Annotated in this window: 10 protein-coding genes and 2 pseudogenes; 4 read left to right on the forward strand and 8 right to left on the reverse strand. The window is 61.8% G+C overall.

Annotated features, from left to right (window positions below; translation table 11 throughout):
* Positions 1 to 2: 2 nt before the first annotated feature.
* The gene (locus AC1Q7H_RS06755; protein ID WP_013952091.1) at positions 3 to 602 is read left to right on the forward strand and encodes a TMEM175 family protein; all 600 of its coding nucleotides are present in this window, start codon (positions 3 to 5) and stop codon (positions 600 to 602) included.
* Complete coding sequence (locus AC1Q7H_RS06760) at positions 592 to 939, forward strand: phospholipase D-like domain-containing protein (protein ID WP_249221163.1); 348 nt, start codon at positions 592 to 594, stop codon at positions 937 to 939. The genes AC1Q7H_RS06755 and AC1Q7H_RS06760 overlap by 11 nt, the downstream gene beginning before the upstream one ends.
* Before the next feature lie 136 nt (positions 940 to 1,075).
* Here the strand turns inward: AC1Q7H_RS06760 and AC1Q7H_RS06765 are convergent, their stop codons facing one another.
* The gene (locus AC1Q7H_RS06765) at positions 1,076 to 1,570 is read right to left on the reverse strand and encodes an SgcJ/EcaC family oxidoreductase (RefSeq protein WP_013952089.1); all 495 of its coding nucleotides are present in this window, start codon (positions 1,568 to 1,570) and stop codon (positions 1,076 to 1,078) included.
* 540 nt (positions 1,571 to 2,110) lie between these two features.
* Here AC1Q7H_RS06765 and AC1Q7H_RS06770 point away from each other — a divergent pair.
* Positions 2,111 to 2,464 (forward strand): hypothetical protein, encoded by a 354-nt coding sequence (locus AC1Q7H_RS06770; RefSeq protein ID WP_211979632.1) that lies wholly within the window; start codon positions 2,111 to 2,113, stop codon positions 2,462 to 2,464.
* 114 nt (positions 2,465 to 2,578) lie between these two features.
* Here the strand turns inward: AC1Q7H_RS06770 and AC1Q7H_RS06775 are convergent, their stop codons facing one another.
* The 4 genes and pseudogenes from AC1Q7H_RS06775 to AC1Q7H_RS06790 form a co-directional block, all read right to left on the reverse strand.
* Complete coding sequence (locus AC1Q7H_RS06775; protein ID WP_492381066.1) at positions 2,579 to 3,976, reverse strand: efflux transporter outer membrane subunit; 1,398 nt, start codon at positions 3,974 to 3,976, stop codon at positions 2,579 to 2,581.
* A 4-nt stretch (positions 3,977 to 3,980) separates the two neighbouring features.
* Positions 3,981 to 5,725, reverse strand: a pseudogene (locus tag AC1Q7H_RS06780) (efflux RND transporter permease subunit).
* A 4-nt stretch (positions 5,726 to 5,729) separates the two neighbouring features.
* Positions 5,730 to 6,968: pseudogene (locus tag AC1Q7H_RS06785) on the reverse strand (efflux RND transporter periplasmic adaptor subunit).
* Between the two features lie 54 nt (positions 6,969 to 7,022).
* Positions 7,023 to 8,216, reverse strand: coding sequence for an MFS transporter (locus tag AC1Q7H_RS06790; protein WP_013952082.1), 1,194 nt, complete (start codon positions 8,214 to 8,216; stop codon positions 7,023 to 7,025).
* Positions 8,217 to 8,386: 170 nt separating this feature from the next.
* On the opposite strand from AC1Q7H_RS06790, the gene AC1Q7H_RS06795 reads away from it, so the two are divergent.
* Positions 8,387 to 8,845 (forward strand): winged helix-turn-helix transcriptional regulator, encoded by a 459-nt coding sequence (locus AC1Q7H_RS06795; RefSeq protein ID WP_238553114.1) that lies wholly within the window; start codon positions 8,387 to 8,389, stop codon positions 8,843 to 8,845.
* Positions 8,846 to 8,971: 126 nt separating this feature from the next.
* Here AC1Q7H_RS06795 and AC1Q7H_RS06800 read toward each other — a convergent pair whose 3' ends face one another.
* The 3 genes from AC1Q7H_RS06800 to AC1Q7H_RS06810 all read right to left on the reverse strand — a co-directional run bounded on the left by AC1Q7H_RS06800 (position 8,972) and on the right by AC1Q7H_RS06810 (position 11,921).
* Entirely contained in the window at positions 8,972 to 9,373 is a 402-nt protein-coding gene (locus AC1Q7H_RS06800; RefSeq protein WP_211979629.1) for a cupin domain-containing protein, read from the reverse strand.
* Between the two features lie 107 nt (positions 9,374 to 9,480).
* On the reverse strand, positions 9,481 to 10,461 hold the full coding sequence (locus AC1Q7H_RS06805) for an alpha/beta fold hydrolase (protein WP_249221162.1): 981 nt from the start codon (positions 10,459 to 10,461) through the stop codon (positions 9,481 to 9,483).
* Between the two features lie 497 nt (positions 10,462 to 10,958).
* On the reverse strand, positions 10,959 to 11,921 hold the full coding sequence (locus AC1Q7H_RS06810) for a LysR family transcriptional regulator (RefSeq protein WP_211979627.1): 963 nt from the start codon (positions 11,919 to 11,921) through the stop codon (positions 10,959 to 10,961).
* Positions 11,922 to 12,005 lie beyond the last annotated feature (84 nt).

Here is a 12,005-nt window from a genome sequence, read left to right on the forward strand (position 1 = left end):
TCATGAGCATCAGCACAAACAGGCTTGAATCATTCAGCGATGGTGTCATTTCCGTAAGCTTGACACTCATGTTGTTTCAACTACAGGTTCCGGAAGGCTTTTCGCTTAAAGACATTCTTAATAATTCCTCTAATTTTTTCGGCTATGTACTAAGTTTTGTTTACGTCGGAATATACTGGAACAACCATCATCACCTGTTTAAAGTTGCCCGTGGAATTAACGGCAAAATTATGTGGGCGAACCTCCACTTGCTGTTTTGGCTAAGCATGATTCCATTCACCACCACCTGGACCGGAAAGTCTGCCTTCGCGCAGACACCGACGGCAATGTATGCATTTGTCCTGTTCATGTGCGCCGTCTCTTACTCACTGCTCACGAGACTCATCATCAAGTATGACGGCGAACATTCCGCACTTGGGCAAGCCATCGGAAACGACCTCAAAGGGAAGCTCTCCATCCCTATCTACGCATTAGCGATCCTGGCCAGTTTTTTCAGCAGCGTAGCTTCGTTTTTCATACTGACCTTGATGGCTGGTATATGGTTTTTTCCCGATTCTCGCATTGAAAAATATCTGCTCGGTAGCAATACCCATGAACTCTGACGGTATGGGGCTCAGGATTGAGCCAGATGTACGGGCACCAGAATACGGAGCATGCCACGCTCCGTTGGCACATCTGGAACACAAAGCAGCCATGGGCTTCGTGACCCGTAACGGTGTGGAACTGCGGACCAACGACGATTTCCACATCCATCACGACAAGACGACTATCGTCGACGGCAACACGGTCGAAACGGGCTCCTTCAATTTCGCGCCGTCCGCCGAGACCGCCAACTCCGAGAATGTGGTCGTCATTCGAGACATGCCGGAAGTTTCACGCCAGTACATCGAGCATTGGCAATCACGCTGGGATCTCGGGAAGGCATATCCCACATACTGACTGGCGCCAGCTTGTAGGATCGCCGCGACAATCGGGCTCTTCCCGGCCAGTTGCTGCCGGTGATGTTCGCGCTGCCAGCGGCAGCAATACACGGGAAGAAGCCGCTCGCCGCCATTTGTCAAAGTGGCTAGGCGGTTTACTTTGTTGGCGCAGCAGGTGCTGGTACTGCGGACGAGTGATGATCCACAATCAGCCATCGCCCGTTGCGATACCGATAGACAAAACTGAATCGCGCAGGACGACTCACCGGCTTACCAGCCGCGTCGACGGCCGGTCCAACGAAGGTATATGTGCCGGTGTTGATGGCCATGTCATCATGCACACGGATACGTTGCTCACCAAGGATTCCCTTGTAATAGGGAGGCGCCGTACGCAGGAAATTGAAATACTCGCGAACGCTCTCAGGATTGTCACGAATCGTAGGAGACGTGGTGCCCCACAGCACGGCCTCGGGGTCGTACAGTGCGAGAACTTGTTCCTGATTGTGGCTGCTCATCGCGTCGATCCAGGCGCGCGTCGCCGCGGCAACCTGCTCTTTTGCGACATTGTCATCAGTTGTGGTCGTTGCACAAGCCGACAGTACTGTGCTGAGGACAAAAACAATGCTTAACGATGCTGAGCGAGCGGACATGCTGGGTCCCTTTTTGTACGTTACCAATCGATCCGTATCGTGCCGTAAGCTCGCACTACCAGCTTCGGTTTGTACGGAACGTATTTCGTACGGTTGTACACGTCGAAGTTACCCGCCCTTTTGCAGCGCGTCAATTAAACCAAGCAGACGAAATAACGCTATCGCGCGAGGGACTTCTTCGTTTTAACGTCCGCAATCGCGGCATTGCTGCCGTCGGAAGTTCGAAGCTTAACGGCAGCAACGGGTCGAGTACGGCCTTGGGCTAGCTCGCTAGCACCACGGCAAAGAGCAGCACGCCCTTCCCCACGCGCAATCCGATATTCAGGTTGACCAGGAACGACGACGCGGAACGGACGCCGCTGATCTCGCGCGGGAGGCAAAGCCGCTGCTCCTTTGCCTTCGGGCCGCGGTTCAGCCCCGCTGGAATCGCAGGCGCGGTCCTGACACGGGCGCATCCATGGATGTCGGTTCGAAAGTGAACGGAAGCGGGCGAGAGGCCGATGCAGACTTATCTCCCTACTGTGCCGCTGGGGAATCCTGATGTGCACCCACCTCCCTTTGCTTCCAGCTTTCGCCGCGCTGATCGTTGCCGGGTGTAACACGGCGCCAATTCCGCCAGGCAAACCGGTTGATATCCCCACCGCCCTGCAACAAGTCGCCGCCGGACTGTGCGCATTCAAGAAAGATGCTGAGGCAAGAAAGCAGGGCTCCTTTGACTCGGTCACCGTGGAGCTCGACCTGACCATCGATGGCGCGAAGGACCCGCCGGTGGCTGTGGCACCTGACATTCAGTTCATGCCGACAGTCAGCTATGGACAGACCATTTCTGTAACCAAGGGAAGCAAGCTGACCCTGACGCTGAAGAATGTCGATGTCTGCGACATGTCCAAGTGAGCTAGCAAATTGACTTCATCCGAGCTCTATGGGTTGGCTTAGATGCCACTAACCGAATTCCAATAGAGCGCCGTTTCTACCCAGCACGGAACGGTGACCGCTGGCGCAACGAGTTTAGTGGGTATCTTCTTCAACCTCCCAACCACCGCCCGCAGCAGCGAAAATTCGCACGAGGTTCGTCCGCAGGCTCGCATCGGACGTAGCCCGTCGCGACTCTGCGTCGAGAAGATCACGTTCGGCCACCAACACGTCCAGCAAGCCCACATAACCGAAACGGTACTGCGCTCGCGCCAGTTCGGCCGCGCGCCGATTCTGGGCCACGCCCGCTGCGAGCAACGTGTTTCTCGCCTGCTCGTTCAGGTAGGCCGACATCGCGCTTTCCATGTCCTCCAGTGCATCGAGCACTGCCTGCTGGTATGCCAGGAAGGCTTGCGTCTGCCGCGCATCGGCAGCGTCAATCTGTGAGCGGATGCGACCGAAATTCAGCACCGGCTGCACCAGCCCGATGCCGATCCCCCACGGCGTTGACGAGAACGGCATGGCGTCCTGCACGCCGAACAGCGCGCTTAGCGAAATCTTCGGGAACAGTTCTGCGACCGCCGCCTTTCGTGCGGAGATCGAAGCGGCGAAGCGTCGCTCCGCCACCCGCACATCCGGCCGCGTGGCGATCACTGAGGCCGGGGCCGAAACCACGATACGCCCGTCGAGCGGCGGCTGCGGCGCTGCGGCCACCTCCTTCAGGTTGCCCGGCGTCCGACCGAGTAGCGCGGACAGCCGGTTAGCCGCGGCGTCCCGCGCAGCCCGGAGCGACGGCACGCGTGACTCGGTCGTCGAAGTCTGCGCGGCCGCGCGCTGCACGTCCAAGTTGCTCACCAGCGCGCCGCGCAGCTGGGCTTCCACCAGCTTCAGCGTCCTGCGCTGCGTCTCCAGGTTGCTGGTCGTCAGTTCGATCTGCCGGTCCAGGTTGCGCAACTCGAAGTAGGTGCGCGCCACCTCCGCCAGCAGCGCCACGCGCACGGCCTGCTCGCTGGCTTCGGTCGATTGGAGGATCGCTGTCGCTTGTGCCGTGCGGGCCTGGTTGCGGCCAAACAGGTCCAGTTCCCATGCCGCCGATAGGGCCACCTGGTTCACCGTGACCGACTTGTCGTTGGTCAGCAGCCCGCGATTTCCGCGCTCGCTGCTCGCCACGGCGGTTACCTCCGGGGCCAGCGCAGATTGCGCCTGCAGCCGCGCTGCCCGCGCCTCTTCTACCCGTGCCCGCGCAATTCCCAGCGACTTGTTTCCGGCAATCGCCTCACGGATCAGCGCCTCCAGCGCGGCGTCGTGGAAATGCGACCACCATTGCTGGTCGACCTGTGCATCGTCGTGGCTGACGACTAGGTCGGCGTCCGCCTGCGCGGGCGCCAGTGTCTGCCAGCGCGGCGCGACGTCGACACCGGAGCTTTGCGGCCCTACCGGGCTCGTGCAACCGGCTACGACAGCCGCAGCGGCAGCAAGGACCGAGGCAGCCAATCGCTCAAGCTTCAACATGCTTCTGCACCATTTCCTTCCGCGTGATGCGCTTTTCCAGGTTCCGGATCAGGACATAGAAGACCGGCGTCAAGAACAAGCCAAAGAACGTGACGCCGATCATGCCGAAGAACACGGCCACTCCCATGGCGTGGCGCATCTCGGCGCCGGCACCATGTGACAGCACCAGCGGCAGCACCCCCATGATGAAGGCGATCGACGTCATCAGGATCGGCCGCAGGCGCAGGTGCGCAGCCTCGATGGCTGCCGCAAGCGTGTCCTTGCCCTGCATTTCCAGTTCTCGGGCAAACTCGCATATCAGGATCGCGTTCTTGCAGGCCAGTCCTATCAGCACAAAGCACCCTATCTGCGTGAAGAGGTTGTTCTCCCCGCCGGTCAGCCGGACCCCCGCGATGGCCGAGAACAGGCACATCGGGACGATCAGGATGATGGCCAGCGGCACGAACGGGCTTTCGTACTGCGCGGTCAGCACAAGGAACACCAGCAGAATGCAGATGGGGAACACGATCAGCGCAGTGTTGCCGGCCAGGATCTGCTGGTAGGCCAACTCGGTCCATTCAAAGGCCATGTCGCCCGGCAGCGTGTCATTCAGGATGCGCGTGATTGCCGCCTGCGCCTGTCCGGTGGAGTAGGCGGGTGCCCCGCGCGCCAGGTCTGCAGGAAGACAATCACCACCAGCACGATGGCTTCGAGCAGCGTATGGATAACCGCCTTGATCGAATCGTGTACGAACGTCGTCGGGTCATAGGCAATGCGGTACTCCAGGCCATCGGGGAAGTGCTTGTTCAGTTCGGCCATCTTGGCGCGGACGTTGTTCGAGATGTCGATAGCGTTCGCGCCCGGGGTCTGGAAGATCACCAGCGCCAGCGCCTGCTGGTTGCCGAGGAGCGCGCGCAGGGCGTACTCGCTCGCGCCCATCTCCACGCGCGCTACGTCCCTGAGGTAAGTGACCACGCCCCCCTCGCGCTTGACGATGATGTTCTCGAACTGGTCCAGGTCGGCCAGGCGGCCCTGCACGTTCACGGGCAACTGGATCTCGACGTTGTCCTTGTACGGCGGCCCGCCCACTACGCCAGCCGCCACCTGGATGTTCTGCTTGCGGATCGCGGCCACTACCTCGTCGGGGTTCATGTTGCGCGCGGCGATCTTCTGCGGATTGAGCCAGACGCGCATCGCATAGTTGCCCGAACCGTACAGCTTGATCTGGCCGATGCCGGGAATCCTGGACAGTTCGTCCTTGACGTTCAGCAACGCGTAGTTGCGCAGGTAAAGATTGTCATAGCGGTCCGACGGCGAGATGAGGTGGACGACCATCGTCAGGTCCGGCGAACTCTTGACCGTGCTGACGCCGAGCTGCCGGGTCACCTCGGGCAGGCGCGGGAGCGCTTCGTTGACGCGGTTCTGCACCAGTCGCGCGGCGAGGTCGGGGTCCGTGCCAAGCTTGAACGTGACCGTCAGCGTCAGCACGCCGTCGCTGGCAGCCTGCGAGGACATGTACAGCATGTTCTCGACGCCGTTGATCTGCTCCTCCAGCGGCGTGGCCACGGTTTCGGCGATGACCTTGGGATTTGCGCCGGGGAACTGCGCGCGCACGACCACCGACGGCGGCACGACTTCCGGGTATTCGGAAATCGGCAGCTTCGGAATGGCCAGCACACCGGCAAGGAAGATAAGGATTGAGATGACCGCCGCGAAGTTGGGCCGGTCGACAAAGAACTTAGACAAATTCATGCGACTACTCCGCCCCGCGTGGTGCCGTCGACGCGGCGGTCTTCACTTCGTCTTCAGCCAGTTCCTTCGGCGTAACTGTCGCATCGGGCTTCGCGAACTGCAGCCCGCGCGCGATCACGCGCTCGCCTGGCTTGAGGCCGCTCGCGACCACATGCCTGCCGTCGAGCCCCGCGCCGAGCGCGACTTCCCGATAGGCCACCTTGTTGTCCTGGCCAACCACGTACACGAACTTCTTGCTCTGGTCGCTGCCGACGGCCACGTCCGGCACCACCGGGGCCGACGTGTCGCCACTGCCGGCCAGCCCGATCGAGACGAACATGCCCGGGACGAGCGCCCGGTCGCGGTTCTCGAACTTCGCCCGCGCGCGGATCGTGCCGCTGCGGGTGTCGATCTTGTTGTCGAACGTGTAGATCACGCCCTGGTAGATGCGCTCCGTATCGCCCTGCACGCGCATTTCCACCGGGATGTGCTACTCCTTATTCTGGGTCTCGGCATGGCGGCGGATAGACTGGACGTAGGCCTGTTCGTCGACGTCGAAGTCGGCATAGATGCCGTCATTCGACACGATGCGGGTCAGCACGGGCGCATTCGCGCCGGGCTGGACCAGGTTGCCGAGGGTGACTTCCGCCCGGCTGATGCGGCCGGCAATTGGCGCCTTGACGTAGGCATAGTCGAGATTGATCTCGGCCTGGCGCAACGCGGCTTCGGCCGCCAGGACGGCCGCCTTGGCCATGCGGTCTTCGCTGGTGCGCTGGTCGTGCAGGCTCAGCGGGATCGCCTCGGCGTCGATCAAGCCCTTGGCACGCTCACGCTCGGCGGCTGCGAATTCGGCACGCGCTCGGGTCGACGCCAGTTCGGCGCGGGCACGGGCCACGGCGGCCTCGTAGGGACGCGGGTCAATGACGAACATCACATCGCCCGCCTTCACCGTTTTCCCGTCGCGCACGCGGACTTCCACGATTTTTCCGCCCACTTCGGGCCGGACCAGCGCTTCGTCCACCGCATTGAGGCGGCCAGAGAAGTTGGCCCAGACGCGCACGTTCTCGGGCGCCAGTGTCTTCACCAAGACCTCGGGCGCGGACGCCGCCGGGGCTGTTGCCGCACGCGTGTCCTTCAATGCCATCGTTGCGACCAGCGTGCCAGTCGTCACGACCAGTACCGCACCTGCCAATAGCCACCGCCGCCTAGCGGCCCGGCTTTTCTGTCTGCCATGCTCTGCTGCCCAATCCATCGATTGATTCATCCGTGATTCGATCCACTCACGCGCCGCGCGCCTGTCGGGGTTCGCTCCTCAGCTTCAGCGCGCCGAACCGGACGTGGCGCCGCCCACGCCGGTCGGTCGCACTTCCGGCCGGGCGATCCGCTGTCGCGCCCATTCGGCGACAAACAGCGCCACTACCAGAAAGACCGCACCCACGAGGCCGAGGGCATGACGGTCGAACCAGGCGATAGCCGCGCCGCCGATGACGCCTGACATCGATACGCCGATGTAGATTGCCGCCGAATTCAGCCCCAACAACAGCGGCGCGGCAGCCGGCGTGATACTGATGAGCCGGTGCTGCTGCGGGACCAGCACACCCCAGCCGCACACGCCCCAAACAATGAGTGCGGGAACGGCGCTCGCCAGAGATGCCGACGTCAGGGGCAACAGCGCGAAGTCGATGACCAGGGCGGCGATGGCAACGTTGATGATGCGGCGGCTGCCGTAGCGATCGGTCAGGCGGCCGGCGGCGAGATTGCCGGCGGTCGCCGCCACACCCCACAGCAGCAATAAGGCCGCCAGCACGCGTGAGTCGCCACCAGTGGCGCGGTCGAAGCTCAGGGCGATGTAGGTGTAGACGAGGAAGAGGCCCGCATAGACCATCCAGGTGGTCAGCAGCGTCAGCAGCACGCGAGTGTCCGCCAGCGGTGCGAGCCGGCGCGACAGACTGATGGCCGGCGGCGTCGGGATCTCCGGCAGGCGCCAGGCCACGCCCAGCCCGGCCAACGTGCCGACGGCGGCCACGAACCACATCGTCGCCCGCCAGTCCAGCGCACCGCCGATGAAGGTGCCCAGCGGCGCGCCTAAAGCCGTCGCGCTGGACAGCCCACCGATCACGATGGCAAGCGCCCGTCCACGCTGCTCTGGCGGCACCAACGACGCCCCTGTGGCGGTCGCGGTCGGACTGAACATCGCCGCGCCGAGGCCCGCGATCAGCCGGCTGGCCAGCACCAATTCGATGTTCGGCGCCAGGGCGGTCACCACATTGCCCACCACGAACACGGCGAGCCCGGCGAGCAGCAACCGCTTGCGCGGCCAGTGGGCTGCCGCCGCGGCGATCACGGGCGACAGCAGCGCATAGCTCATCGCATACAGCGTGACCATCTGCCCGGCCAGCGCCACGGATACGCCGAGCGAGGCCGAGACCTGCGACAGAACGCCGGCAACAACGAAGCTGTCCGTGCCAATCGCGAACATGCCGCTGGCGAGGACGATAAGACGTCTATCCATGTGAGAGTCCTTCGCGGCACACCCGGCCGCCTATTGAGGGAATTGCAGGACCACAGCCCGCGTAAGTTTCTTGATGAAACTTACGATAGCGCATTAAGTTGCATGATGCAACTTAATCATCTATGATTGCGCTTATGCACCGTAAAACTTTCACAGGAATGAACTGCTCCGTGGCAGGCGCCCTCGAGCAAATCGGCGAATGGTGGAGCCTGCTCATCGTGCGTGAGTGCACGTTGGGGACGACTCGTTTTGACGACTTCCAGCAACGCCTCGGGATCGCGCGAAACGTGCTGACCACGCGACTGAACACGCTGCTCGAGCATGGAGTGCTGGTGAAGGTGGTGGCGGAGGGCAGCGAACGGCGCACCGAGTACCGACTGACGGAAAAGGGAGAGGCCCTTTATCCGATCATCGTGGGGCTAATGCAATGGGGCGACGAATGGTGCAGCTCGCGAAAGCCCATCCGCCTCGTCGAGGACAGCACCGGCAAGCCGGTCGAACCGGTCAGCCTGCGCGTGGGTCCGCGCACGCTTGGCTTGCGCGACGTGCGTCTGGAAGCCGGCGAGGGTGCGACGGCGCAAACGGCCGAGATCATCGACGCCCGCAATAAGGCCATACTCGGCAAATAATCATCCAGTCACTCACATCTTGGCAAGGCCTCCGCGTCGCGCGGGCCCGGCGGCCGCCGCACACCAGCGGCGCGTTTCGCCATGCGGTCCGGGGTTGTGGTACTTCGCGCGCCCGCTGCCCTCCCCCTACTTGCCAGGCACGACGAGTGGGGCGCCCTTCGTGACGATATAGGTCGCGAGTTCTGACGCCTGCCCTGTGCCGACGTTCCTAGCTGAATGTGGCGTGCCTGCGGGAATGAATAACGACTCGCCCGCGTTGAGCCTGACCGGCTGTTGGTCGGCAAGCTGGTACTCAAGTGTCCCCTGCAGCACGTGGGCGATCTCTTCGCCGGGGTGCGAGTGTTTCGGTGCGAACGCGCCGCGGTCGAAATCCACGCGGACCTGAATGCCTTCCCGACCCGGGACGCTAAGGTCGTGGCTGGCCAGATCGGTTCGATGGACTTCAGGCGTCTGTGCCTGCGCGCTGTGGAGATGCGCGGCAAGGCTGGCGACGACCAGGGCACCCATCGTGATTCGGACGATATTCATTTCACTTTCCTTGATTGTCTTTCGAAGCGAGCAAGCGATTCGTGCGGGGCCGGCTGGCTGCATCCGCAACGATTCATCGCGTGTGAGAGATGCTGGAGCGGCCTCGCCTACTCCGCGTCGAATGCGGCGCGCACCTCTGAAATTGTCGCGGCCTTGTCCTGGAGATGCGGGTAATGGCCGATGCCGGGCAACAGCTTCAGATTCAGATGCGCGCGGCTTGCCAGCTCCTCGCCCATCTCCTTGCGAATGTAGATGTCCTTCTCGCCCCAGATCACCATGACGTGCGTTTTCAACTTGGCCAGGTTCGCTTCGAAATCGTCCTGGTCGCGTGTGAACCGGGTGTAGTACTGATAGAACGCGTCAGCAGAGGTCAGTTCACCGTTCTGCCATCCACGGGCCATGTCTGCCTTGAACTCCGGCGAGACTTCATAGTGTGAGGACTCGGGAAGCCCACGCGTGAATGCGTTCTGCAGGATCTCGTCGCGGGTCCGGTTGAACGCCGCATGCACAGCATCCGCGGTGGCGGGATCCTTGAGCCCCTGCAGTCGCTCCTGCATGAACTGCGGACGGTTGAACGGTGCAAAGTCGCCAACAATGATCCGTCTGGCGATGGCTGGCTCATTGACGGCAGCCATCAGGGCGGGCAGCGCCCCGATATCGGTCGCGTAGATCACCAGCCGCTGCTTATCGATTCCGGTCGTGGAGATGTAATCCACCAGCACCTTGGCATAGTCCCTGGGCGCATAGGAAAACTTGTCCACGCCGGGACGAGACGATTCGCCATAGCCGGGCCAGTCGAAAGCGTGAACCTCATAGTCCTGGCCCAGGGAAGACGCCACGTCTTTCCACGCGTAGAGCGTTTCAGGAAATCCGTGCAGAAACAAGACCGTGCCTTTAGCGCGCGCATTGTGCACAACCAGACGCCTTAGCTTGATATCGGGATTGACTTGCACGAACCCGATCTCGGGCGTCGTGTTCGGCGTTGCCGCGTGTGCGTTGCCAATGAGCAATGTGGCAACCAGGGCGGCTGCAGGACCGGCGGCACCTGTGAACCGAAGCGCGCTGCGAACCGTGGTTTTCATCGTCATGTCTTTCACCATTTTGCTTGACCTGCAAGCACCCAAACCGACGCGGCGGGTTTCTGTTGCATATGCAGCATTGAAGAATGGATTTGTATTCCTACTGTAGTGAATCGCCGGGGCCAACGTATTTGTTCGTACCTGCCGCTGCCATCGATACGTTGGCATACAAAAATCCCTCAGTGTGCAGTTCTACGTCTGCTCAAATGCAAATGCCCATCGTCAAGTTGCACGCGAAGTGGTCGGCCTCATAGTACGCAGCTGAAGGCCTCAGGATCCATCTCGGGCATTGAGGCGATTTGTCCGGCGCTGACACGTTCCGTGACAAATCAGGACAGACCGCAATACAGACGGGACACAAGCCCTGTCTTAAATGGGTTTTGATGCAATTAGCTATGTTGACCGCCAGAATGGCTGCATATGCAACTCAATCACCATGAAGACTTCTGACTCCAGCACCGCAAAAAAGGACAGCGCAGGCAGTGAAATCCTGCGGAGCTGCCTGCTTACCCGTACCCGTCAGATTTCCCGTGTGCTGACAGCAATCTATGGCCGCCCTGCGCAAACATCGGCATGTCCCGCAGGATATGTTCGAGCAACTTGAGCGCCGCCGCCGGTAGCGGCCGTCCGGCCTTGGCCAGCAAGCGCGCCTGGGTGCCCCTGAACAGCGGATGATCGATCGGCACTACCGTGAGCGTGCCGGCAGCGATTTCGCGATACGCGGCGAACTCGCCGCCGATCAGCGTCATGTAGTTTTCGTAGGCTACAAACTGCTTGAGCGCCGTCAGTGAATTGGTGACCAGCGTCGCCCGGATCCTGATGTTCTCCGCGAATTCGAGCATCTTGGCGGCGTGCCCGACGCCGAAGGACGCCGGCATCATGGCCAGCGGCCAGGACAAGATGTCCTTGACGCTGGCCGCGCCGCCACGCAATGCCAAGGGATGGTCGGGCCGCACCAGCAGCCCGACCGGCTGCGACGAGCTCGCCAGATACTCGATGCGCGGATGTGGCGGCGGATTGAAGGCAAGTCCGATGTGCGCACGACTTTCGGCCACGGCGTCGAGCACCTGATCCACGCCGAGGATCTCCATGCCGATGTCGAGCTGCGGGTACTGCGCACAGAACGGCGCCAGCACTTCATTGACCAGCCCATCCACGTACCCCTCGCTCAGGACCAGCTGGACCTGCCCCTGCTGCAGGCCCTTCAGTGCATGGAGCTGGTCCTCGAGCTTTTCCTGATGCGATCGGTAGCCGCGCCAGAACTCAAGCAGATGCGCGGCGGCCTCGGTCGGCCTGACGCCACGCGCCTGTCGCTCGAACAGCGTCGTGCCGAGTTCGTCCTCGAGCAACCGGATCTGCCGGGTGATCACCGATGGCGATGTGTTGAGACTCTCCGCAGCCCCGCGAATGGTGCCTTGCTCAAGCACTTCGCGGAAGTAGCGCAGCCGCTGCTGATTGATTTCACGCATGTCGAATCATCCACTTGGCCAATGACAGACTCACACCATACCCGATGCGTTGCCCGGAAGACAACGAAGTGTGGACATGGTTGC

This window comes from Cupriavidus sp. GW823-FHT06D04 (assembly GCF_058795055.1).

Excerpts from the sequence above, each read along its gene's own strand:
- AC1Q7H_RS06755 (WP_013952091.1), top strand. The coding sequence starts at position 3 with ATGAGCATCAGCACAAACAGGCTTGAATCATTCAGCGATGGTGTCATT.
- AC1Q7H_RS06765 (WP_013952089.1), bottom strand. The coding sequence starts at position 1,570 with ATGTCCGCTCGCTCAGCATCGTTAAGCATTGTTTTTGTCCTCAGCACA.
- AC1Q7H_RS06790 (WP_013952082.1), bottom strand. The coding sequence starts at position 8,216 with ATGGATAGACGTCTTATCGTCCTCGCCAGCGGCATGTTCGCGATTGGC.
- AC1Q7H_RS06760 (WP_249221163.1), top strand. The coding sequence starts at position 592 with ATGAACTCTGACGGTATGGGGCTCAGGATTGAGCCAGATGTACGGGCA.
- AC1Q7H_RS06810 (WP_211979627.1), bottom strand. The coding sequence starts at position 11,921 with ATGCGTGAAATCAATCAGCAGCGGCTGCGCTACTTCCGCGAAGTGCTT.
- AC1Q7H_RS06805 (WP_249221162.1), bottom strand. The coding sequence starts at position 10,461 with ATGACGATGAAAACCACGGTTCGCAGCGCGCTTCGGTTCACAGGTGCC.
- AC1Q7H_RS06800 (WP_211979629.1), bottom strand. The coding sequence starts at position 9,373 with ATGAATATCGTCCGAATCACGATGGGTGCCCTGGTCGTCGCCAGCCTT.
- AC1Q7H_RS06770 (WP_211979632.1), top strand. The coding sequence starts at position 2,111 with ATGTGCACCCACCTCCCTTTGCTTCCAGCTTTCGCCGCGCTGATCGTT.